General features: G+C 57.1%; 22 protein-coding genes. 10 read left to right on the top strand and 12 right to left on the bottom strand.

The features are described 5' to 3' along the window. Window position 1: 1 nt before the first annotated feature. The 8 genes from lptE (at window position 2) to DUD43_RS12980 (ending at window position 9,003) form a co-directional block, all read left to right on the top strand. The gene (lptE, locus tag DUD43_RS12945; RefSeq protein WP_228125785.1) at window positions 2-634 is read left to right on the top strand and encodes an LPS assembly lipoprotein LptE; all 633 of its coding nucleotides are present in this window, start codon (window positions 2-4) and stop codon (window positions 632-634) included. A gap of 2 nt (window positions 635-636) precedes the next feature. After that, window positions 637-1,698 carry a DNA polymerase III subunit delta gene (gene holA / locus DUD43_RS12950; protein ID WP_153230612.1) on the top strand — a complete coding sequence of 354 codons (1,062 nt, stop codon included), beginning with the start codon at window positions 637-639 and terminating at the stop codon, window positions 1,696-1,698. A gap of 69 nt (window positions 1,699-1,767) precedes the next feature. After that, window positions 1,768-3,063 (top strand): glutamate-5-semialdehyde dehydrogenase, encoded by a 1,296-nt coding sequence (locus tag DUD43_RS12955; protein ID WP_088450488.1) that lies wholly within the window; start codon window positions 1,768-1,770, stop codon window positions 3,061-3,063. Window positions 3,064-3,066: 3 nt separating this feature from the next. Further along, window positions 3,067-3,483, top strand: coding sequence for a CopD family protein (locus tag DUD43_RS12960; RefSeq protein ID WP_035272539.1), 417 nt, complete (start codon window positions 3,067-3,069; stop codon window positions 3,481-3,483). A gap of 1,573 nt (window positions 3,484-5,056) precedes the next feature. Then, on the top strand, window positions 5,057-6,406 hold the full coding sequence (locus DUD43_RS19435) for a THUMP domain-containing class I SAM-dependent RNA methyltransferase (RefSeq protein WP_231691408.1): 1,350 nt from the start codon (window positions 5,057-5,059) through the stop codon (window positions 6,404-6,406). Between the two features lie 216 nt (window positions 6,407-6,622). Continuing rightward, complete coding sequence (locus tag DUD43_RS12970) at window positions 6,623-7,141, top strand: RDD family protein (RefSeq protein ID WP_153230613.1); 519 nt, start codon at window positions 6,623-6,625, stop codon at window positions 7,139-7,141. A gap of 43 nt (window positions 7,142-7,184) precedes the next feature. Beyond that, complete coding sequence (gene hslO, locus DUD43_RS12975; RefSeq protein WP_009456504.1) at window positions 7,185-8,096, top strand: Hsp33 family molecular chaperone HslO; 912 nt, start codon at window positions 7,185-7,187, stop codon at window positions 8,094-8,096. Between the two features lie 79 nt (window positions 8,097-8,175). Continuing rightward, window positions 8,176-9,003 (top strand): hypothetical protein, encoded by an 828-nt coding sequence (locus tag DUD43_RS12980; RefSeq protein ID WP_153230614.1) that lies wholly within the window; start codon window positions 8,176-8,178, stop codon window positions 9,001-9,003. A gap of 361 nt (window positions 9,004-9,364) precedes the next feature. Here the strand turns inward: DUD43_RS12980 and ftsB are convergent, their stop codons facing one another. The 4 genes from ftsB to DUD43_RS13000 all read right to left on the bottom strand — a co-directional run bounded on the left by ftsB (window position 9,365) and on the right by DUD43_RS13000 (window position 13,380). After that, complete coding sequence (gene ftsB, locus DUD43_RS12985) at window positions 9,365-9,670, bottom strand: cell division protein FtsB (RefSeq protein ID WP_009456508.1); 306 nt, start codon at window positions 9,668-9,670, stop codon at window positions 9,365-9,367. 45 nt (window positions 9,671-9,715) lie between these two features. After that, on the bottom strand, window positions 9,716-11,002 hold the full coding sequence (gene eno, locus DUD43_RS12990; RefSeq protein WP_009456510.1) for a phosphopyruvate hydratase: 1,287 nt from the start codon (window positions 11,000-11,002) through the stop codon (window positions 9,716-9,718). Window positions 11,003-11,356: 354 nt separating this feature from the next. Then, window positions 11,357-11,803, bottom strand: coding sequence for a MarR family winged helix-turn-helix transcriptional regulator (locus DUD43_RS12995; RefSeq protein WP_153230615.1), 447 nt, complete (start codon window positions 11,801-11,803; stop codon window positions 11,357-11,359). Between the two features lie 2 nt (window positions 11,804-11,805). Next, complete coding sequence (locus DUD43_RS13000; protein WP_416202926.1) at window positions 11,806-13,380, bottom strand: MDR family MFS transporter; 1,575 nt, start codon at window positions 13,378-13,380, stop codon at window positions 11,806-11,808. A gap of 157 nt (window positions 13,381-13,537) precedes the next feature. Here DUD43_RS13000 and DUD43_RS13005 point away from each other — a divergent pair, with 157 nt between their 5' ends. Next, window positions 13,538-14,263 carry an SDR family NAD(P)-dependent oxidoreductase gene (locus DUD43_RS13005; RefSeq protein WP_153230617.1) on the top strand — a complete coding sequence of 242 codons (726 nt, stop codon included), beginning with the start codon at window positions 13,538-13,540 and terminating at the stop codon, window positions 14,261-14,263. A 132-nt stretch (window positions 14,264-14,395) separates the two neighbouring features. On the opposite strand, the gene DUD43_RS13010 is transcribed toward DUD43_RS13005, so the two are convergent. The 8 genes from DUD43_RS13010 to DUD43_RS13045 form a co-directional block, all read right to left on the bottom strand. Continuing rightward, complete coding sequence (locus tag DUD43_RS13010) at window positions 14,396-14,680, bottom strand: DUF1330 domain-containing protein (RefSeq protein ID WP_153230618.1); 285 nt, start codon at window positions 14,678-14,680, stop codon at window positions 14,396-14,398. 18 nt (window positions 14,681-14,698) lie between these two features. Next, window positions 14,699-15,550: a 3-deoxy-8-phosphooctulonate synthase gene (gene kdsA, locus DUD43_RS13015; RefSeq protein WP_009456521.1), complete on the bottom strand. Its 852-nt coding sequence runs from the start codon at window positions 15,548-15,550 to the stop codon at window positions 14,699-14,701. A 76-nt stretch (window positions 15,551-15,626) separates the two neighbouring features. Next, window positions 15,627-16,007: a VOC family protein gene (locus DUD43_RS13020; protein WP_153230619.1), complete on the bottom strand. Its 381-nt coding sequence runs from the start codon at window positions 16,005-16,007 to the stop codon at window positions 15,627-15,629. Between the two features lie 88 nt (window positions 16,008-16,095). Further along, window positions 16,096-17,742: a CTP synthase gene (locus tag DUD43_RS13025; RefSeq protein ID WP_153230620.1), complete on the bottom strand. Its 1,647-nt coding sequence runs from the start codon at window positions 17,740-17,742 to the stop codon at window positions 16,096-16,098. 148 nt (window positions 17,743-17,890) lie between these two features. Further along, window positions 17,891-19,669: an aminopeptidase P family protein gene (locus DUD43_RS13030; protein ID WP_153230621.1), complete on the bottom strand. Its 1,779-nt coding sequence runs from the start codon at window positions 19,667-19,669 to the stop codon at window positions 17,891-17,893. A 93-nt stretch (window positions 19,670-19,762) separates the two neighbouring features. Further along, window positions 19,763-20,416, bottom strand: a complete 654-nt coding sequence (locus DUD43_RS13035; protein ID WP_153230622.1) for a CoA transferase subunit B — start codon at window positions 20,414-20,416, stop codon at window positions 19,763-19,765. Between the two features lie 19 nt (window positions 20,417-20,435). Then, window positions 20,436-21,134 (bottom strand): CoA transferase subunit A, encoded by a 699-nt coding sequence (locus DUD43_RS13040; RefSeq protein WP_094197279.1) that lies wholly within the window; start codon window positions 21,132-21,134, stop codon window positions 20,436-20,438. Between the two features lie 122 nt (window positions 21,135-21,256). After that, window positions 21,257-21,679, bottom strand: a complete 423-nt coding sequence (locus DUD43_RS13045) for an acyl-CoA thioesterase (protein ID WP_153230623.1) — start codon at window positions 21,677-21,679, stop codon at window positions 21,257-21,259. A 182-nt stretch (window positions 21,680-21,861) separates the two neighbouring features. Between DUD43_RS13045 and DUD43_RS13050 the strand changes: the two genes are divergently transcribed. Next, window positions 21,862-23,508, top strand: coding sequence for an electron transfer flavoprotein-ubiquinone oxidoreductase (locus DUD43_RS13050; RefSeq protein WP_194273392.1), 1,647 nt, complete (start codon window positions 21,862-21,864; stop codon window positions 23,506-23,508). Window positions 23,509-23,573: the final 65 nt, after the last annotated feature.

Here is a 23,573-nt window from a genome sequence, read left to right on the forward strand (position 1 = left end):
CATGCACTTAGCCCGCCTGCTTCCTTCCAGCTCCTTGTCTGTTCCTGCACCCAGGTTCTGGGGACTGGCGGGCTTGATCCTCCTGCTCAGCCTTGTTCTGACAGCGTGTGGCTTTCACCTCAAAGGGGTGGCCCCGCTGCCGTTCCAGACGATCTACACCAACATTACGGATAACAGCGCGTTTGGTGCGAACCTGCGTCGAAACTTGCTGGCCAGCTCGCCTCAAACCCGCTTTGTTGAAGATCCCAAAGACGCACAGGCCATCTTGCAGCAGCTATCCCACACCCGAAACCAGCGCGAAATCTCCATCAACGCCAAAGGTCAGGTCGAGGAATACGAGCTGCAATTGACCTTTGTGTTTGAACTGCTGGACTCCAAAGGCCGCGTGATTCTGCCTCCCACGACACTGAACGTCATCCGTGAAGTGCCGTACGATGCCGAAGCCGTACAAGCCAAGGACAGCGAAATCGAGATGATTTTCCGTGACATGGAACAGTCTCTGATCAACCGCACAGTACGTCGCCTGAGCTCGCCCGATGTGACCAGCGCCTACCATTTCATGAGCAGTCAGCCTGACGCCAGCTCCATGGAAGACATGGAACTGCTGCCTACTCGACAACAGGCACCGCTGTAAAAATGGGACGCAGGGCCGACCACGACACCTTGCTGCGCGAACTGGCCACGCCATCCGCAGCCTTCCAACCGCTTTATGTGGTGTCCGGTGACGAGCCCCTCCTGCTGGTTGAAGCCGCCGATGCGGTGCGCGCTCGCGCCCGCCAGGACGGCTTTACCGAGCGCAGCAGCTTTACCCTGGATGCACGGGCCGACTGGTCACAGTTGTTTGCTGTCGCCCAGAACATTTCCCTGTTTGGTGATCAAAAGCTGGTGGATGTGAGCATTCCCAGCGGCAAACCCGGCAAGCCGGGCGGCGATGCCCTGCAAAAGCTGTGCGAGCTGATCAGCGGCGGACAAATGGATGGCACCAGCTTTCTGATTCAACTTCCCCGCCTGGACAAGGCCACGCGCAATAGCAAATGGTGCCAGGCTCTGGAACAGGTGGCCTGCTGGGTTGAAATTCAGCCCATCAGCCGCAACTCCCTGGCTGGCTGGATTGCCCAGCGCCTCAAAGTCCAGGACCAAAGCCTGGAGCGCAACAGCCTGGAGTGGATGGCCGACAAGGTTGAGGGCAACCTCCTGGCCGCCCATCAGGAAATTCAGAAACTGGCCCTGATTTACCCACCCGGCCAGCTCAGCCAGGAAGAACTGGAAAACGCGGTTCTGAACGTAGCACGCTACAGCGTGTTTGATCTGCGCGACTCCATGCTGGCCGGCCAAAGCCAACGCGCCCTGACGGTGCTTGATGGCTTGCAGGCAGAAGGCGAAGCCCTGCCCCTGGTCCTGTGGGCAGTAGGCGAAGAAGTGCGTACCCTGGCCCGTTTGTCACAAGCGCGTCAGCAAGGGCAGGACCTGTCCAACCTGTTTCGCCAATACCGCATTTTTGGCCCGCGCGAAAAACTCGTCCGTCAGGCCCTGGACCGCATCCCGCCTCAAAGCTGGCCCGCTTCGGTTCTGCATGCACACGATATAGACCGTTTGATCAAAGGCCTGCACCCCAACGGACGTCAGCAAGACCCGTGGGAAGAAATGCGCCGCCTGACCATGCGTATCGCGGTCGCGACACAAGCGCCCCGCCGCTAAGCGTCCGATACCCCCTTAACCTCTTAATTGTTGCGATAATGCTCTCTTGAACCGGAGAGTTACACGGCTATGAACGATATCACCCAGTCCTCTGCCGCCACCCAGGTCGGCGATCTGTCTTCCATGATGCAAGATTTGGGCAAGCGCGCCCAGCTTGCTGCCCGTCGCATGCGCGCCGCCACTGGCAAAGCCAAGGCCGACGCCCTGCGCTATATGGCTGATGCCCTGATTGAGCAGAAAGCCCAGTTGCAAGCAGCCAACGAGCTGGACTTGCAAGCGGCACGTGAACGTCAGATTGCCCCGGCCATGATCGAGCGTCTGGTCCTGTCGGATCGTGCCCTGGAAATTATGACCACAGGCCTGCGTCAGATTGCAGACATGGACGATCCGGTTGGCCAGATCAGCGCCTCGCGTACCCGTCCTAACGGCATGCGTGTCGCTCAGATGCGTGTGCCATTGGGTGTGATCGGCATCATTTACGAATCGCGCCCCAATGTCACCATTGACGCCGCCGCCCTGTGCCTGAAATCCGGCAATGCCACGATTCTGCGCGGCGGCAGCGAAGCGTTTCACTCCAACCAGGCTCTGGCCCAGATTATCTCCAGCAGCCTGGAACGTGCTGGTTTGCCCAAAGAAGCCGTACAAGTGGTTCCCACCACGGATCGCGATGCTGTTGGCCTGCTCGTAACCATGAACGACTACGTGGACGTGATTGTCCCGCGTGGTGGCAAGAGCCTGATCCAACGACTGAGCGCCGAAGCAACGGTTCCTCTGATCAAGCATCTGGACGGCAACTGCCACGTCTATGTGGATGAATTTGCCGATCTGGAAAAAGCGACCCGCATCGTGTTCAATGCCAAGACCTATCGCTACGGTATTTGCGGCACCATGGAAACCTTGCTGGTTCACCGCAGCATTGCACCGGCTTTCCTGCCAGAAATGGCCCGCCAATTGCAGGAAAAAGGGGTGGAGCTGCGTGGCTGTGAGCAGACCCGCGCTCTGGTCGCCAACGTGGCCCCTGCCACCGAGGAAGACTGGGAAACCGAATTTGCCGCAGCCATTCTGGCAATCCGTATTGTGGATTCCATGGACCAGGCCATGGACCATATTGCCCAGTACAGCTCCGAGCACACAGAATCCATCGTGACGGAAAACCTGAGTCTGGCCGAGCGCTTCCAGCGCGAAGTGGACTCCAGCTCCGTCATGGTGAACCTGCCTACCTGTTTTGCCGATGGCTTCGAGTACGGCCTGGGTGCAGAAATCGGTATTTCCACCAACCGTCTTCACGCCCGTGGCCCGGTTGGCCTGGAAGGTTTGACGACCTACAAATGGGTCTTGCATGGCAATGGCCAAATGCGTGGTTAAATCATGCTTTGGCTAAAAACATTTCACATCTTGTTTGTGACCTCCTGGTTTGCCGGGCTGTTCTACCTGCCCCGCATCTATGTCAATCTGGCCCAGGAGCAAGATGCCAAGACCTATGAAACGCTCTTGGGCATGGCCCGGCGCCTGTATCGCTTTATGGCCCCTTTGGCCATTTTGACTTTGCTGACAGGCCTGGGATTGTTTTTGTATTACGGCATAGGCAAAGGACAGGGCTGGATGCACGCCAAACTGACCCTGGTTTTGATCCTGTTTGCCTTTCACGGTGTGTGCGGACGCTATCTGCGGCAGTTCCAGCAAGGGCAACAAAGCCGCTCACACGTATTCTTCCGCTGGTTCAATGAAATTCCGGTCATCGTTCTGCTGCTGGTCCTCATCCTGGTGGTTATAAAACCCTTCTAATACCTTATTCATGTCAGACCAATCTGAACGCAAGACACTAAGCCTGAACCCAGGCCCTAAAAAGAAAGCCAGCAATGCGGAACCCCGCGTGCGCTCGGGTGCGCGCGCACGTGCGGCCAGCCTGCAGCAAGACCGCCAGGGCGGCCCCAAGCGCGAGGCCCGCCCTTACGTAGAAAAACGTGACCAGGACCGCCGCGAGCGCCCTGCTTTCAACCGCGACCGCGCAGATCGTCCCCAATCGGGTGAGCGTCGTGAGTTCTCCGGCGAACGCCGTGAACGCCCGGCATTCAACCGTGACCGTGAGAGCCGCCCTCAGTCTGGCGAACGTCGCGAATTCTCCGGTGAACGCCGTGAGCGTCCAGCATTTAACCGCGATCGTGACAGCCGTCCCCAATCGGGCGAACGTCGTGAGTTCTCTGGCGAACGCCGCGAACGTCCCGCATTTAACCGTGACCGTGACAGCCGCCCGCAATCCGGTGAACGTCGCGAATTCTCCGGTGAACGCCGTGAGCGTCCCGCATTTAACCGCGATCGTGACAGCCGTCCCCAATCGGGTGAACGTCGCGAGTTTTCCGGTGAGCGCCGCGAGCGTCCCGCATTCAACCGCGATCATGACAGCCGTCCCCAATCGGGTGAGCGTCGCGAGTTTTCCGGGGAGCGCCACGAGCGTCCCGCATTCGACCGCAACCGCGAAGGCCGTCCTCAATCGAGCGAACGTCGTGAGTTCTCCGGCGAACGCCGCGAACGTCCCGCATTCAACCGTGACCGTGACAGCCGCCCACAATCGGGTGAACGTCGCGAGTTCTCCGGTGAACGCCGCGAGCGTCCCGCATTCAACCGTGACCGTGACAGCCGTCCGCAATCGGGCGAACGTCGTGAGTTCTCCGGTGAGCGCCGTGAGCGTCCAGCATTCGACCGCAACCGCGAAGACCGCCCACAATCCGGTGAACGTCGTGAGTTCTCGGGCGAGCGTCGCGAACGCCCCGCATTCAACCGCGACCGTGACAGCCGCCCACAATCCGGTGAACGTCGTGAGTTCTCTGGCGAACGCCGCGAGCGTCCAGCATTCAACCGTGACCGTGACAGCCGCCCTCAATCGGGTGAGCGTCGTGAGTTCTCCGGTGAACGCCGTGAGCGCCCAGCATTCGACCGCAACCGCGAAGACCGCCCACAATCCGGTGAACGTCGTGAGTTCTCGGGCGAGCGTCGCGAACGCCCCGCATTCAACCGTGACCGTGACAGCCGTCCACAATCGGGGGAACGTCGTGAGTTCTCCGGTGAACGCCGCGAGCGTCCAGCATTCAACCGTGACGGCCGCCCGCAATCCGGTGAACGTCGCGAATTCTCTGGTGAACGCCGTGAACGCCCCGCATTCGACCGCAACCGCGAAGGCCGTCCGCAATCCGGCGAGCGTCGTGAGTTCTCCGGTGAGCGCCGCGAACGTCCCACATTTAACCGTGACCGTGACAGCCGCCCTCAAACGGGTGAACGTCGCAATTTCTCGGGTGAACGCCGCGAACGTCCGGCCTTCAAGGGCGACAACGAATCTTCGGAGCGTACCCCTGCCGGCAAGATGCCCAGCAAGCTTTTTAGCCCGGCCGGTGACTCCGATGCCTTTCCTCAGTATGTCTCGCCTATCCAGCGTGTAGACAGCCCCCAGGCCCCCAAGCCCGGTCAGCGCCTGCCCGATAGCAATATCGAGCAAAACGAGCGCGTCCAGGTCAAGGCCCTGCAAGGCGAACGCTACCGCCTGTTTGCTCCCTGCCCACAAGGGCTGGAAGAGGCGCTGTCGCTGGAACTGCAAGCACTGGGTTACGAGAACGTCCAAACCGGTCGTGCTGGTTGCCATTTTGACGCAGACTGGATCGGTGTCATGCGCGCCAACCTGTCCTCGCGACTGGCTACACGCATTTTGCTGGAAGTCTCGCACGCTCCTGTCACCAACGAGGAAGACATTCTGGCCCTGGCCCGCGTGACTCCCTGGGAGCGCTGGTTCGGCCCCGAGCAGACACTGCGTGTCGACACCTCGGCCGTACGCAGCCCCATGCAAAGCCTGCAGTACTGCAATCTGCGCGCCAAAGACGGGATTTGTGACCGCCTGCGTGATCTGGAAGGCGCACGTCCTTCCATCGATACCGTACGCCCGGATGCCAAGGTGCATTTGTTCCTGGACGAGACCAGTGCCACCTTCTATCTGGACACCAGTGGCGAGTCCCTGTTCAAGCGCGGCTGGCGTCATGACAAGGGCGATGCGCCTTTGCGTGAAAACCTGGCAGCGGGCCTGCTGGCCCTGTCTGGCTGGGACCCCAGCAAGCCTTTGATCGACCCTTTCTGCGGTAGTGGCACGATTCTGATCGAAGCCGCCTGGATGGCTTTGGGCGCACCTCCCGGAATCTGGCGCCCCTTCCACTTCGAGCGTCTGCGTTGCCACGATCAGCGTTTGTGGCGTGACATCAAGGACGAAGCGCGCTCCATGATCGCTCCTCGCCTGGATACGCCGCTGATTGGCTACGACATCAACCCCACCGTTCTGGATGCTGCCCGTTCCAACCTGGAGCGCTCGCACCTGACGCTGGAGACGATTCGTTTCGAGCAAGGCGATGCCCTGAAGATTCGCCCGGAAACAGAAGCCGGCTGGATTGTCACCAATCCTCCTTACGGCGAACGTCTGGAACATCAGGACGAGGACTTCTGGCCAAACTGGGCCAGCAACCTCAAGCAAAACTTCGCCAACTGGAGCGTGAACATGATCAGCAGCGACCTGGAGCTGCCGCGTCATATGCGCCTCAAGCCCAAGCGTCGTTACCCGCTGTACAACGGCGCTCTGGACTGCCGCCTGTTCTGCTTTGACATGGTTCCGGCCAGTTATCGCAATAACGAGGCCGCCTCGGACGCCAGCGAAGACTCGGCCAGCGCCGAATAAGCGTCAAGCCATCTTGCACAAGGCAACAAGGGCCAAGTCCATGAAAATGGCTTGGCCCTTGTTTATTGGGACAAGCTCCCCATCTATCTTGAGTACTTTTCCACCCTTTTGGGGCCCGCTCGATAGCAGGCCTGCTGTTCCAGCCCTGAACCGGCAGCATTCCGTTAGGCAGCGATATACGCGATAATGGCAGTCTTCCCTGCCTCAAGACGCACCATGACACCCACACTCACTACTCCTGGCCGCTGGCGACGCTTTGCCTGCATGATGTATGAATCCATCCTGCTGTTTGGCGTTATTTTCACCACCGGCTATCTGTTTGATACCTTGACCCAAAGCCGTAGCGGCCTGGATCTGCGTCATGTGCGTCAGGTCGTTCTGTTTATTGCACTGGGGATTTATTTTGTGCTGTGCTGGCGCAAAGTGGGCCAGACCCTGCCCATGAAAACCTGGCACATGCGACTGGTAGATGAGCAAGGCCAGATTCCTGCCCTGCGCACCCTGCTGCTGCGTTATATTCTGCTATGGCCCCTGCCCTTGCTGGGGGCCTTGCTGGTTCAGCTTCTGTCTGGCTACACAGGCTATGCGTCCACGGACCTTCTTATCGTGTTTACGCCTTTTCTGAACTTTATCTGGACCTGGTTCGACAAGGACCAGCAGTTCCTGCACGACCGTCTTAGCAAGACTCGTCTGATCGATGCGCGCCCTACCCGTGTTACTTCGGCAGCCACCTGAGCAGGCAGGCTGCCTCTTCATTTTTTAGTAGTACAGCAAAGTCATGACCGACATTTTAAAAAAATACCTGTTCGCCGACCAAAGCACACGAGCCCAGATTGTTCATCTAGAACAAGCCTGGCAAATGGGTCTGGAACACCAGCACTACCCTGCCTGCATCCGCGACTTGCTGGGCGAGCTGGTGGCCGCTTCGGTGCTCCTGGCGGGCAACCTCAAGTTTGACGGCTCCCTGATTTTGCAAATCCAGGGCGATGGCCCGATTGCCTTGCTGGTAGTGGAGTGCACCTCGGACATGGACATACGCGCAACGGTATCGCTGCGTGAGAACCATCCCGTGCCCCAAACCGGCACTTTGCAAACCCTGCTGAACCCGCAAGGCCAAGGGCGCTTCACCGTGGTGCTGGCCCCGCGTCAGAGCAGCAAGGATTTCCGTCCTTACCAAGGCGTGGTGCCTCTGGAAGGCGAGACCGTTGCCGAGGTTCTGCAAACCTATATGCGCACCTCCGAACAGCTGGATACCCACCTGTGGCTGGCCGCCGACGAGAACCGTTGTGCGGGTCTGTTGCTGCAACGTATCCCGCCCCAAGGCGGCCACAGCCTGGCACAGAACCTGGACACCTGGGAACGCGCCCTGGCGCTGGGCTCCACCGTCCAGACTCAGGAATTGCTGCAACTGGATAGCGACACCCTGATTCATCGCCTGTTCTGGGAAGAAGACCTGCAAGTCTTTGAGCCTCAGTCCGTGCGCTGGCATTGCCCCTGTTCCCGTCAACGCGTCAGCAATATGCTGCGCATGCTGGGCCGGGCAGAGATCGAGCAAATGCTGGCCGAGCAAGACACCATCAATGTGTCCTGCAACTTCTGCGGCAAGCCCTATCAGTACGACGCAATTGATTGCGCGTCCCTGTTTGTCGACAAGGGCGATACCCAACCGGGTGACGATACCCTGCACTAAGCAGAAACCACTACGAGGGACTACGCCAGCACAAGTCCTTCTACCGAGCTAAAAGACAGTCAGCCATGATGGCAACATCATGGCTGATTCTTTTTCTTCACCCTATCATCAATCCGGTTTGGCAGGCGCTCACATCACGGGAGCCTTGCTGGCCATCATCCTGCTGAGCTGGCTGGTGCTGGACGTGCTGACGCTGTACTCCTTGCGCGTACGCCTGCAGCACGGCCTGTTGCAGGCAGCTCGTCAGGCCAGCGTGCATCATGCCCGGCCTGAAACCATTGCCCTGGCATTCAGCCAAACACTGGCTGCTGCCAAAGTGCCACTGCACGATCAATGGCAAATCCAGATTCTGTCTCCCTCACCGCAGGCTTTCATGCTGCATGGCAGGCCTTCCCGGCTTCATGAGGGGCGTACAAGCATTACCCAGGGCTGGCAGGCGCGACAAGCGGATCAAGCCAGCCACGGCGGCCCCAGCATCTACCAGGCCAACACATTGCACTTGTACCTGCTCTATGCCCATAAGCCGGGACCTCTTTCCTTGCTTCGCCTGCTACCCAAGCTTGCTGCCAGCATGCCTGGCCCTTCAGGTTCGGCAGCGGTCTGGCTACGCCTGGAAATCAGACACCCCATGCAGTCTGATGCCGTGCAGTGGGATGACTTGGCTGACGGTCGAGTCGTCTATGCCCAGCAGACTGAAAACGAGCTTGCTTTGCCAGTTTCCCAAACAGGCTGGTCCGCAGACCTGGAGCCAGCGGAACCGCCATCAACGGTCGGAGATAGCCGTCTGCCGCCATGGGATGGCTCTGCTCAAGGATCAGGTCAGGATTCGCCCTCTCCAGGGCCTGCCGCCCCCACACCAGACTCAGGAGGAGCTGAATCTCTGCCCCCAAACCCTGCCTGCTACTAACTGTCGCGCCATTCGGGGCGGGCTTCAGATATCGGCAACATAGGACGCTATAAACGCATTCCTGCTCCAAGCGGAAGACAGAATTACAGCCAGTTATGGCCGTAGTCAGGGCAGTGAAGGGAACAAGAAGAAGGAAAGCGCCGATAAGGCCGTCACAAAACCGACAAAGCCAAAGGGACTCGATAGCCACTCCGTCACCGCTCTGCCCCTGAAATGACTGCTACTTAAAACCAGACCCGATCCAGGCCCACATACAAGGAGCGCAACAAAGCCCGGATCAACGATCCAAACACAAAGCAGGAGAACAATCAGGAATGAACAGGCCGATCAGCCGTTCCAGCAGCGCCTTGCGCGCTACTTCTTAACGTGGGCTGCTTGTTGTGGCAGCCGAACCACCGGGAGGCACGATCTGCACAAAGATCTCGCCTTCGCGCATCATGCCAAATTCGCTACGAGCACGCTCTTCAACCGCGTGGGTACCCGAACGCAAATCCTGAACCTCGGCCAGCAAGGCGTTGTTACGCGCCGTCAGGGCTTCATTGGTTTCTTTTTGCGCAACCAGCCTGGTCTGCATTTGCCGTACATCCAGCCAACCGCCTTTGCCCCACCATAAAGCGTAATGGGTTACCAGGGTCAGGCACAGCAGGAGCAGGACGATAAGGCGCATGGTGATATAAGAACCGGGTCTTCTGACCCGGTTCATCAAACAGAATTAGCGCAGATTATAGAACGCTTCGCGACCTGGGAAGGTAGCAACTTCTGCCAATTCTTCTTCAATACGCAACAACTGGTTGTACTTGGACATGCGATCGGAACGGGACAGGGAGCCTGTCTTGATCTGCATGGCGTTTGTAGCCACAGCGATGTCCGCAATCGTGGAGTCTTCGGTTTCACCCGAACGGTGCGAAATCACGGCGGTGTAACCAGCGCGCTTGGCCATTTCGATGGCAGCAAAGGTTTCGGTCAGGGTGCCGATCTGGTTGATCTTGATCAGGATGGAGTTACCGATACCCAGCTCGATACCCTTCTTCAGGATCTTGGTGTTGGTTACAAACAAATCGTCACCAACCAACTGGATCTTGTCGCCCAGTTGCTGGCTCAGAATGCGCCAGCCGTCCCAATCGTCTTCGGCCATGCCGTCTTCGATGGAGATGATGGGGTACTTGTCGCACCAGTTAGCCAACAGATTGGCAAAGTCCTGCGAGCTCAGGGACACACCACCTTCGCCAGCCAGGTGGTATTTACCGTCGCGGTAGAACTCGGAAGCGGCGCAGTCCAGGGCCAGAGCGATCTGGGTGCCGGGCTCGTAGCCAGCTTGTTCGATAGCGCGCAAGATCAGTTCGATAGCGGCTTCGTGGTTGGCCACGTTAGGAGCAAAGCCACCCTCGTCGCCCACAGCGGTGGACATGCCTTGATCGTGGATCAGGCCTTTCAGGGTGTGGAATACTTCTGCACCCATGCGCAGCGACTCGCGGAAGCTCTTGGCGCCCACGGGCATGATCATGAACTCTTGCAAGTCCAGGGTGTTGTTGGCGTGTGCACCACCGTTGATGACGTTCATCATCGGCACAGGCATGGCCATGGCACCGCTGCCACCGAAGTAGCGGTACAGGGACAGACCCGAATCATCAGCAGCGGCACGGGCCACAGCCATACTGGCAGCCAGCATGGCGTTGGCGCCCAGGCGGCTCTTGTCTTCGGTACCGTCCAGCTCGATCAGGGTGCGATCGATAAAGGTTTGTTCCTGAGCATCCAAGCCCATCAAGGCTTCGGAGATTTCCGTGTTCAGGTTCTCGACAGCGCGCAAAACACCTTTGCCCAGGTAACGGCTCTTGTCACCATCACGCAGCTCCAACGCTTCGCGAGCGCCAGTGGATGCACCAGATGGAACGGATGCACGCCCCATAGCGCCCGATTCGAGCAATACATCACACTCCACCGTTGGATTACCACGGGAGTCCAGAATCTCGCGGCCAATAATATCTACGATTGCACTCATGATTTTGACAGTCCTGCCTGAAGTAGCATTAAGCTAGATAAGTTAAACAATCCTGCTGCCGGGCGTATCGCCGTAAACCGATGTGAAGATCAGCTTGAAAAGGCGCCTAGCCTGGAAGTTGAAAAGATCAGCAAGCGCGACAGCTATAGTGCAATCAGCGCCCCCTGCCCTCCTGCTAAAACAGGATTGTACCTGCCCATGACACAGCCGTGCCATGTCTGGTCCCGAAAGCTGGAAAAAAGCTAGGATTCAAGACCCTGCCTTCATCCTGATCGAAACCGGCACGTGTTTATTATCACCAGAAATTCCGAGACTAGGCGGCGTCTCTGTAAATACAAAAAGTACCGATACGTCTCAAAGTAAATCTTTGTCGCCCGCTTTCAACAAGGCGCTTTCCCAGTTGCCCAGCAAGGTAATCAACTGGTTCAAGTCCTGATCGGAGAAGTCCTGCAGCATGGCTTCCACCAGGCGGCGGCGCCGGGGCAAGGTGGCCTCGACCAGTTCGCGGCCAGCGGAGCTGAGACGCACATTGGTCAGGCGGTTGTCCTGCTCATCGGTGAAACGCTCGACCAAGCCCAGGGACTCTATGCTTTTAAGCTGCCGAGTCACCGCAGCCGGATCAATGCGCAGCAAGCGCACCAATTGCTTTTGCGACAGGCAGCCGTTCTCCTGGTACAAGCAAATCAGGACACGCCAGCGTGGCAAGGGCATGCCCAATTGCTGGTCAAACGCCGCCATCAGACTGCGATACGTGCGCCCCAACTGCTGAGCCGCTTGAAGTTGCGGAAATTCATTCATCATGTTCAAGACTGTTCTTGACGATTAAATCGTATCGGCGGCACTTTGCGTACCCAATAAAAACACCAGACAATCAGCAGCAAAGTCACGGCCATACCCATATTGACGGCATGTGCCAGGGCATCGCGGGCCAAGCCCAGATACATCTGCCCGTCCTGCCCCGCCTGCTCCAGAAACTGTGTCTGCTGACTCACACTCATCAGGACTTGCGGGTCTTGCAGGGAGTTGATCAGGCTCGTGGGCAAAGCCGCCAATTGCGTGCGGATGGCCTCACCATACTGGTAATTGATCAGGGTTCCGACCACCGCCGTACCCAACATGCCACCCACCATGCGCATGGACTGTAGCATGGCCGTGGCAATCCCCAGCATGGAGCGCTCGACAATTTCCTGCGCAAACACCGTCAGATTCGGCATGATGCAACCAATACCAGTACCTGCAATCGTGGCGTAAATCACAAAATGCCAATGCGGATCGGTTTTCTTGATGAACACCATGCCCACGCAAGCAATGCTCAGCAGCACCAGACCCAGATAAAACATCATGGTGGGCCGACGCAGGCGCGTAATCGTACGGCCATTAATGATACTGCCCACGGTAATGAACACGACCAAGGGGGTGATCAATAAACCGGCAGTTTGTGGCCGCAAACCGTAACCGCCTTGCAGCAACAGAGGCGCATAGAACAAGAGGCCAAACAGAATAAAGCCCAGACCGGCAGACAGAACCAACAAAGAGAATTGAGCAGGGCTACTGAACAGGACCAAAGGCAGCAAAGGCTCTGTAACCCGACGTTCCCAAGCCACCAGCAGAACAAAGGCGGCCACACTGCACAGTCCCAGCAAGACCATCAGGTAGCTACCGCCATATTGCGGCAAGAGCTCCACCAGCAGCTGAATAGATGCCAGCCCCACCATCAGCAGCAAGGCCCCCAGCCAATCCAGACGCACTTTAGTCTGACGGAAATGGCGAATCTGCGGCAAGTAACGATAGACAAAATACAGGCTTAACAAACCCACGGGCAGGTTCACATAAAACACGGAGCGCCAGCCATAGTGCTCGGTCAGAATCCCACCCAGAAAGGGCCCCACCCCGTTCGCAATCCCAAAGGAAGCGCTAAGCATGACTTGCCAGCGCAAACGCACACGAGGGTCAGGAAACAGATCGGGCACACAGGCAAAAGCGGTCCCGACCAGCATGCCCCCGGCTATCCCCTGCAAGGCCCGAGCCAACACCAGCTGCAACATGCTTTGCGCCATGCCACAGAGTACGGAAGCCAGGGTAAACAAGACGATGGACACCAGCACAAAGCGGCGGCGTCCATAAAAATCCCCCAGGCGGCCAAAAATAGGCACGGTAATCACCGAAGTCAACAAATACGCGGTTGCCACCCAGGCATACAGTTCAAAACCATGCAGCTCGGACACAATGGTGGGCAACGCTGTCCCGACCACGGTCTGATCAATTGCCACCAACATCACCACAAAGCACAGCCCCATCATCGCCAGTATGGATTCTGTGACTGACAAGACACGCCCTGGCGTCTTTTGTGCTGCTTCCGATACGTTTACCATTTTCATTGACCATGCAATTATTGCCTAGTCAATCATTTTACGAGAGTGATAAAAACCTGACAAGCACTGCCTGAATCAAACTCTGTTCCCGCATCCCGGTACACAATAGCGATCATCCGGAAAGCAAGGCTTTCCAAGCGAATCTGCTCCACAGGAAAAACGTATGAATATCATGATTGTTGGTGCCAGCATGGGTCTGGGACGCGCTTTGATGGACGGCTTGGCCCAGGATGGCAACACGCTGTATGGCGTGGCTAGACGGCCACCTAGCTCCTTGGGCAGCTCTCTGAAACCGGACCCCAGCCCCAATCAGCACTGGATATGCGCCGATTTGTCCCAGCCGGACACCGCCAGCCAATTGGCAGCCGCCTGCCCGGACTCGCTGGACGTGCTCATCTACAACCTCGGGATTTGGGAGGACACGGCGTTCAGTGAGGAATACGATTTTCTGTCGCAAAGCGATCTGGCCCTCCGCCGTCTGGTCGATGTGAATCTGACTGGGGCCTTGCTGGCCATCCGTCACTTGCTGCCCCATTTATTACGCAGCAAACAACCTCGCTTGATTCTGACGGGATCGACCTCGGGTCTGCGTCAAAGCGGACGGCCGGAAGTCGCTTTTGGTGCGACGAAATTTGCCTTGAATGGTTTGGCTGACAGCCTACGCGAAGGCTATAGAGATCAAGGGCTGGCAGTAAGCTGTCTGCAACTGGGCTATCTGAATACGGAAGATGGCCTGGATGTTCCCTTGCACACGGCGGCTGAACGGGATCAGGGCGAGACCATCCCGGTCCATGACGTGCTCACCATTGTGCGCAGCCTGCTGCAACTGTCTCCGGCCAGCTTTATACGCGAGCTAATCCTGCCTGCCCTGCGTGATCCACGCTTTTAAATATCAAAACAAGCGAATCCCGTTCCTGAGCTATTGAACAAAAGGGTTGGACTCTATACCTGGGCCCCATAAAAAAAGGGAGTGTTTGCACACTCCCTTTTTCCTGCCTGACTACATGGCGTAGTCCGCTTTTTACAGCCCCTGCACCACGTACATGGTCATTTTGGCAGCGCCTTCACGTGCTTTACGGGCACGACGGTATTCCTCGGAATCGTGGAAAGCCTGGGCCTGTTCCAGCGTGTCGAACTCCATCACCACGGTACGCAAAGGCGCATTGCCTTCCAGAGTGACCGTTTCACCGCCACGCACCAACACTTTCACGTTATGGGTTTTCATGGCGATGCTGGAAAACTCCTGGTACTGCTTGTACTGCTCGGGGTTGGTAACTTCGACATTAGCAATCAAAAATGCGGACATAGTGTCTCCAAACTACTTTTAATAGCCGTGCTGCAAGGCACCGCTGTTTTTAACAATCGAATCGATCTGTTGCAGTGTCCGCAGCAAATCTGCCATCTGCGACAGAGGGACAGCATTCGGGCCGTCAGACAAGGCCTTGTCCGGATTAGGGTGGGTTTCCATGAACACGCCCGACACACCCGCTGCGACAGCAGCACGCGCCAGGACGGGCACAAACTCACGCTGGCCACCCGATGTCGTGCCCTGCCCGCCCGGCAACTGCACCGAGTGCGTGGCATCAAACACGACCGGGCAATCCGTGGCGCGCATGATCGCCAGGGAGCGCATATCGGACACCAGGTTGTTGTAGCCAAACGAAGCGCCACGCTCACAGACCATGATGGTGGAACCATCACCGCCCATTTCCATTGCCGCTGCACGTGCTTTTGCTACCACCTGCACCATATCCTGAGGTGCCAGGAACTGGCCCTTCTTGATATTCACGGGTTTCAGGGTAGCCGCACAAGCCTGAATAAAGTCGGTCTGACGGCACAGGAAAGCCGGTGTTTGCAGCACATCCACGACGGCAGCCACATCATCAACCTGGTCTTTGTCGTGTACATCGGTCAGGACCGGCACTTTGTAGTGCGAGCGCACATCCGCCAGAATCTGCAGACCTTCCGCCATGCCGGGACCACGGTAAGACTTGTCCGAACTCCGGTTGGCCTTGTCAAACGAGCTTTTGTAGATAAAGGGGATACCCAGGGCCGAGGTAATCTCGGCAAGCTGACCCGCTGTATCAAACGCCATTTGACGCGATTCAATCACACAAGGGCCAGCGATCAGAAAAAAGGGCCGATCCAGGCCAACGTCGTAACCGCATAAATCCATAATAGACCTCGTTTCAGTATTGCTGCATTCTCCCACATTCCTGACGGCGATGCTGCACCGCAGTGCAGCATGCCTGTCAGCCCAATCGTTCGGAGATTTCGATCAGGTTCAAGTCCGGGTCGCGCACATAGACAGAGCGAATCGGGCCAGTAGCCCCCGTACGCTGTACAGGCCCCTCAATAATGGGCCAGCCTTGTGACTGCAAATGCTCGATCACCTGCTCCAGCGGAATGCTGGCGATAAAACACAGGTCCAGCGCCCCCGGCACCGGCAAATGGGCCTTGGGCTCGAACTCCTGCCCACGCACATGCAAATTGATCTTTTGCGAGCCAAAGCTGAAGGCAATGCGCCCTTGCCCAAAGACTTCCTGCTTCATGCCCAGAACTTGCGTATAGAAATGGGTCGTGGCTTGCGGGTCGGTACAGGTCAGCACCAAATGATCCAGCTGTTCGATCATGATTACTCCCAGGAAAGCGGGCAACACATTCTGTCGCCCCGAATGAAAAAGCCCGCGTAGCGCGGGCCTTTTCAGTCATACCAAATTATCAAGCCGACTTTTTCTGGCGTTCCAGAGCCGCTTTGATATAGCTGGTAAACAGCGGATGGCCATCACGCGGTGTGGAGGTGAATTCCGGATGGAATTGCACGCCCATGAACCAGGGGTGATCTGGCAACTCCATGATTTCTGGCAGGTTCTCGGTAGGAGTACGAGCAGAAATCACCATGCCTACTTCTTCCAGACGCGGCACGTACAAGGTGTTGACCTCGAAACGGTGACGGTGACGTTCGTTCACTTCAGGGCCATAAATGGCTTCAGCACGCGAACCGGGTTTCACCGGGCAACGCTGCGCGCCCTTGCGCATGGTGCCGCCCAGATCGGAGGAACCATCACGGTGCTCAACCTTGCCTTCACGGTCTGCCCACTCGGTAATCAAGGCCACAACGGGATGCACGGCAGAGGGATCGAACTCGGTCGAGTTCGCGCCCACCAGATTGCCCACATTGCGAGCAAACTCAACCACGGCCAATTGCATGCCCAGGCAGATACCCAGGAATGGCACGCCGTTTTCACGAGCATATTGAATGGCGCGGATCTTGCCTTCGGTACCACGCTTGCCAAAACCGCCTGGCACCAGAATGGCGTCCAGACCTTTCAGGCAATCCGTACCTTCGTTCTCGATAACCTCGGAATCCAGGTACTCGATATTGATACGGGTACGGGTGTGGATACCGGCGTGAACCAGGGCTTCGCTCAGTGATTTGTAGGACTCGGTCAGGTCTACGTACTTGCCGACCATACCGATACGCACTTCGTGCTCCGGATTTTCCAGGGCCTGTACCAGACGATCCCACATGGACAGATCAGCCGGTGGAGGCGACAGCGCCAGTGCATCACACACCAGGCTGTCCAGACCTTGCTTATGCAGCATGGCTGGAATCTTGTAGATGGAATCCGCGTCCCATACCGAAATCACGGCGTCCATGGGTACGTTGGAGAACAGCGAAATCTTGGCCAGCTCGTCATCAGGAATGACGCGGTCAGCACGGCACAGCAAAGCGTGGGGGTGAATACCGATTTCACGCAGCTTTTGCACCGAGTGCTGGGTAGGTTTGGTCTTGAGTTCGCCAGCCGATGCAATGAACGGCACCAGTGTCAGGTGAACAAAAGCGGTGTTGTTGCGGCCCAGGCGCAGATTCATCTGGCGGGCAGCTTCCAGGAAAGGTTGGGATTCAATGTCACCCACTGTGCCGCCAATCTCGACGATGGCAACATCGGCCTCGCCATTGTAGGCAGCCTTGGCGCCACGAATGATGAAGTCCTGGATTTCGTTGGTGATGTGCGGGATAACCTGCACGGTCTTGCCCAGATAGTCCCCGCGACGCTCTTTGCGCAGCACGGATTCGTAAATCTGGCCCGTGGTGAAGTTGTTGACCTTGCGCATGCGAGCGGAAATAAAGCGCTCGTAGTGGCCCAGGTCCAGGTCGGTTTCCGCACCATCCTCAGTAACAAACACTTCACCGTGCTGGAAGGGGCTCATGGTGCCCGGATCTACGTTGATGTAGGGATCCAGCTTGAGCATGGTCACGCGCAGGCCGCGGGACTCCAGGATGGCAGCCAGGGATGCAGCCGCAATACCTTTGCCCAGGGAGGACACAACGCCTCCCGTTACGAATACATATTTGGTGGTCATTATAAAAGGCGCCTGAGGTCAAATCAGGCGATAGCGGGAAATTTGGATTATAACGGCAAGCGCCCATGCTTGGCGACCTGACAAGTGGCATTTCACTGCGGAAATACCACTTGTCCTTGCAACTATTGACAACAGCAGACGGTAGCGATCAGATCGCCTGCGTCCTTTGCTCAAGCCACTTGCGTGCATCACCCTGAACACGCGGCAAGAGGCGTTCACGCACTTGCTGATGATATTCATTGAGCCAGTTGCGCTCGGCCACCGTCAGTAGTGCGGCATCTATACAACGCGTATCGATAGGACACAGGGTCAGGGTTTCAAAACGCAGAAACTGCCCGTACTCGCTACGCATGGCCGGGACGGCAGCGACCAGATTCTCGATCCGTATGCCCCACTGACCGGGACGGTACAAGCCAGGCTCGTTGGACGTAATCATGCCGGCACGCATGGCGGAATGTGGTCCGATGCGACCACGCCAGGAAATAGACTGCGGGCCTTCGTGCACATTCATGAAGTAACCCACGCCGTGGCCGGTGCCATGACCAAAGTCCAGGCCCTGCTCCCACAAAGGCTGACGCGCCAGCACATCAATTTGCTGACCGGCAATACCTTCGGGAAACACCAGCATGGACAAGGACACCATGCCTTTCAGAACCAGCGTGAAATCACGAATCTGCTCGGCAGATACCTGACCTACCGGCACCACACGGGTAATGTCGGTCGTCCCGCCCTGATACTGCCCACCGGAGTCGATCAGCAACAGGCCGTTGCCATCAATACGGGCGTGGGACTGCTGGGTAGCCTGATAGTGCGGCATGGCACCATTGGCCTTATAGGCGGCAATCGTGCCAAAGCTGGGGCTGACAAAGCCTTCCTGACGGGCACGGGCGGCGCAGATATGTTCATCCACATCCAGCTCGTTCACGTCGTTTTGCTGCTCAAACCAGGCAAGGAACTCGCACAAGGCAGCGCCGTCTTTTTCCATGGTTTCACGCACATGGTCCAGCTCGGCATCGGTCTTGCAGGACTTGAGCAATTGAGCCGGGTTGATGTATTCGACCACATTCAAATGGGCGGCCAGTTGGGCGGCCCAGGCCGTGGTCCGGGCCATATCCAGCAATATGGGCATGGATGCCGGCAAGGCGCGCATGAAGGAGGACAGCTCGGTATAGCCTTGAACTTGCACACCATCGGCTGCCAGTGCTTCCTGTATGCCGGCCGACAGCTTGTTGCCATCCACAAACAGAAACGCCTGATCCGGACCAATCAGCAAGTACGACAAAAACACTGGGTTATAGGACACATCGCTGCCCCGCAGATTCAGCGTCCAGGCAATATCATCCAGCGCGCTCAGCAAATGCCAATGCGCGCCCTGCTCCTGCATGGTAACTCGGGTGCTGCTCAAATTTTCCTGACGAGTGCGGCAGGCAAAAGGAGGCAGATGCTCCACCACCTGACCGACAGGCGCAGCAGGTCGATCCGTCCAGATCGGGCTCAGCAAATCGGCTTCCAGCACCCACTCCAGCTCCGGCGTGGCCTTTTGCCAGGCCAGCAGACTTTGTGCCGACACCGACTGGCTATCCAGCGCAACTCGCGACTGGGCAGGCACATGCTCGGCCAGCCAGTTGGCCGGTTCAGGCACTCCGGCCTCGCCCGCACGTTGCAATTGAATGCCGCTACCTTCAAGTTCCTTGGCCGCCTGTTCCCAATAACGGCTATCGGTCCACAAACCAGCCCAATCTGCCGTCACCACCAGCAGCCCGGCCGACCCGACAAACCCGCTTAGCCACTGACGGCTTTTCCAGCGATCGGGCAGGTATTCAGACAGATGAGGGTCAGATGTAGGCCAGATGCTTGCCTGCACGGACTGAAATTGCATTTGTTCGCGCAGCGCCTGCAAGCGTGCGGCAACGGGGGTATGGGCCATGCCAACTTCCTTTACATAAACAGCGTTCACGCACCGATCAAGCATAAAAAAAGCTCCGACTCGCGCCGAAGCTTTTTTAGCCAGAGAAACCGATCAGGCCACAGCGCTGACGTCCAGCGGGACGCCTGTCTTGGACTGAATGTACTCAAGGCTGACTTCTGGTGCCAACTCAAGCAACTTTAAACCATTTTCCGTCACTTCCATCACTCCCAGATCGGTAATGATGAGGTCAACCACACCCACGCCCGTCAGGGGCAAGGTGCAAGCAGGCAGAATTTTCAGGTCTTCCGTGCCGTCTTTCTTGGTGGCCACGTGTTCCATCAGGACCACGACGCGACCGACGCCAGCGACCAGGTCCATGGCACCGCCCATGCCCTTGATCATCTTGCCGGGGATCATCCAGTTGGCCAGATCACCCTTTTCCGACACCTGCATGGCGCCCAGAATTGCAATATTGATCTTGCCGCCACGAATCATGGCAAACGAGTCTGCCGAGGAAAAAATGGACGAGCCGGGCAAGGTGGTGATGGTTTGCTTGCCAGCGTTGATCAGGTCAGCGTCAATCTTGTCTTCGGTCGGGAATGGGCCGATGCCCAGCAAACCGTTTTCCGACTGCAACCAGACTTCAATGCCCGCAGGCACGTGGTTGGCAACCAGCGTAGGCAAACCGATACCCAGGTTGACGTAAAAGCCGTCCTGAAGCTCCAGAGCGGCGCGTGCCGCCATTTGATCTCTATTCCAAGCCATTATTATCTTGCCTCGCTAATCAGGAAGAACGAACGGTACGCTGTTCAATGCGCTTTTCGGGCTGGGCATTGAGCACGATACGGTGCACGTAAATGCCGGGCAAATGCACATCATCCGGGTCCAGGCTGCCGGTCTCGACAATTTCCTCGACCTCGACAATGGTGATTTTTCCAGCCATGGCCACGTTCGGGTTGAAGTTGCGCGCGGTCTTGCGGAACACCAGGTTGCCACTGCGGTCGGCCTTGTAGGCTTTGACCAGCGACACATCAGGCACCAGAGCCTCTTCCATCACGTATTGCTGACCGTTGAACTCGCGAATTTCCTTGCCCTCAGCCACGATGGTGCCCACACCCGTTGCGGTAAAGAAAGCAGGAATGCCCGCGCCACCGGCACGCAGCTTTTCAGCCAGTGTGCCCTGGGGGGTGAAGTCCAGTTCCAGTTCGCCCGCCAGATACTGACGCTCAAACTCCTTGTTTTCACCCACGTAGGAGGAAATCATCTTGCGGATCTGGCGTGTTTCCAGCAACTGACCCAAACCAAAGCCATCCACCCCGGCATTATTGCTAATGCAGGTCAGGTTTTTGACTCCGCTATCGCGCAGCGCAGCAATCAGCGCCTCGGGAATTCCGCACAGGCCGAATCCACCTACCGCGACTGTCTGTCCGTCGGCAACGACCCCCTGCAACGCCTCCTTGGCGCTTGGATAGACTTTATTCAATTGACTCTCCAATAACTCTTTAATTGGCCTAAACAGCAAACTTTGTCCAATAATGCCGCTGTGCACCATACAGTGCTATCAGGCATTCTACGACTTGACTATGCTTTCCGTATACGTAAAGCTTAACCCTGAAAAACCGAGTGTATCTGTTTACGCTCATCTTCGGTCCAAGGTTGAGAACCGCCTTGGGGGTTAATGGACACTAGCACACAGCGGCCACGTGCATAAATGACATCGGCTTGATTTGCGTCACATACAAAGACTTCCAACTCAATGCTGCTGCCACCGACTTTCAGCAATTTGTGCACAATCCGCACAGTGGCCGGATACAGGACCGAACGCAGGAAATCCAGGCTGGCGTGCGCCAGTACCCCGGTACGTGGAGAAGGTGGCACCATGCCCAACTTCATCATTAACTGGACACGGGCTTCCTCGACGTAGCGAAAGTAAACCGTATTGTTAACATGATTCATGGCATCCAGATCGCCCCAGCGCACGGCAATATCAAAAGTGGCTCCTGCACCAGAATCTACTACTTGTGTCATTACATGCTCTCCTTACCGATATTTACTGATGAACCCGGAAGCCACCAGGCACTGCCCCTGGCCTCCGAACTCAAAACGGGATTAAGCAGACTACAATACAATCGACCGTACGCACAGTACACGAATTTCACCCGCCAACAATCAAGAACAAAGCGCTAAGCCGTAATAGGAGATCAGCAGCAATGTCTGAACGTGAATCGATGGAATATGACGTTATTATCGTCGGCGCTGGCCCTGCAGGCCTGGCCACCGCGATACGTCTGAAACAGCTCGCCCAAGAAAAAGAACAAGAAATCAGCGTCTGTATCCTGGAAAAAGGCGCTGAAGTGGGTGCCCACATCCTGTCAGGCGCCGTCATGGACACGCGCGCTCTGGACGAACTGCTGCCGGACTGGAAAGCGCAAGGCGCCCCCATCTCGGTAGAAGTGACTGAAGACAAATTCCTTTTCCTGACCGAAAAAGGCGCACGCAGCACCCCCATGTGGTTGCTGCCTGACTGCTTCAAGAACCATGGCAATTACATTGTCCGTCTGGGCAACGTCGTGCAATGGATGGGTGAGCAGGCCGAGGCCCTGGGCGTGGATATTTTCCCCGGCTTTGCCGCTGCCCACATTCTGTATGACGACAACGGTGCAGTCCGCGGCGTCTTGACAGGCGATATGGGTGTGGCCCGCGACGGCACGCACACGGCCCACTATCAGCCCGGCATGGAGTTGCTGGCGTCCTACACGATTTTTGCCGAAGGTTCACGTGGCCACCTGGGCCGTGAGCTGACCGAGCGCTTCAAGCTGGACGAATCCCGCAATGCCCAAAGCTACGGCATTGGCATTAAAGAACTGTGGGAAGTGGATCCCTCCCAGTCCCAGCCCGGTCTGGTGATTCACACTGCTGGCTGGCCGCTGGATTCGGACACTTACGGCGGCTCCTTCCTGTACCACCTGGATAACAATCTGGTCATGGTCGGGATGGTAGTGGGTCTGGATTACGCCAACCCCTGGCTGTCTCCCTTTGAAGAATTCCAGCGCTACAAAACCCACCCTGCCCTGCGCGCCACGTTTGAAGGCGGCAAGCGCATTGCTTACGGGGCTCGCTCCCTGACAGCCGGTGGTTTGCTGGCACTGCCCAAACTCAGCTTCCCCGGTGGTGCTCTGGTCGGTTGTGATGCCGGTTTCCTGAATGCCTCGCGCATCAAGGGTAGCCACGCTGCGATCAAATCCGGTTCTCTGGCCGCTGAAGCGGCTTTTGAAGCCTTGCAAGCTGGCCGCAAACAGGACGAGCTGTCGCACTACGCCGAGAAGTTCAAACAGTCCTGGCTGCATGAAGAACTGAACAAGGCCCGCAACTTCAAGCAATGGTTCAAGAAAGGCCGCTCGATTGCGTCCGTCATGACCTTTGTGGAGCAAGGTCTGTTCAAGGGCAAAATGCCCTGGACGCTGCGTAATAACAAGCCTGATCACGCCTGTTTGCAGCCTGCGGCTGAATGCGCCCGTATCGACTACCCCAAACCAGATGGCAAGATCACCTTCGATCGTCTCAGTTCCGTGTTTATTTCAAACACCAACCACGAAGAAGATGAACCTATCCACCTGACACTGAAAGATCCGTCCGTTCCTGTGGCGGTGAACCTGGCTCGCTACGGTGGCCCCGAAGCCCGCTTCTGTCCGGCTGGCGTGTACGAGTTCATCAAGACCGAAACCGGCGACGACAAGTTGCAGATCAACGCACAGAACTGTGTGCACTGCAAAACCTGTGACATTAAAGACCCCACCCAGAATATCGTTTGGGTACCACCACAAGGTGGCGAAGGTCCGGTGTACAACGGCATGTAAAAACAACTCTGGCCTTGGTGGGAACTCCAAGGCCAGAAGTTTTGATGCTGAAAAAAGCCACCCCG

Origin of the sequence: Alcaligenes faecalis, from assembly GCF_009497775.1 — a bacterium.
GTDB classification, from domain to species: Bacteria; Pseudomonadota; Gammaproteobacteria; order Burkholderiales; family Burkholderiaceae_B; genus Alcaligenes; species Alcaligenes faecalis_D.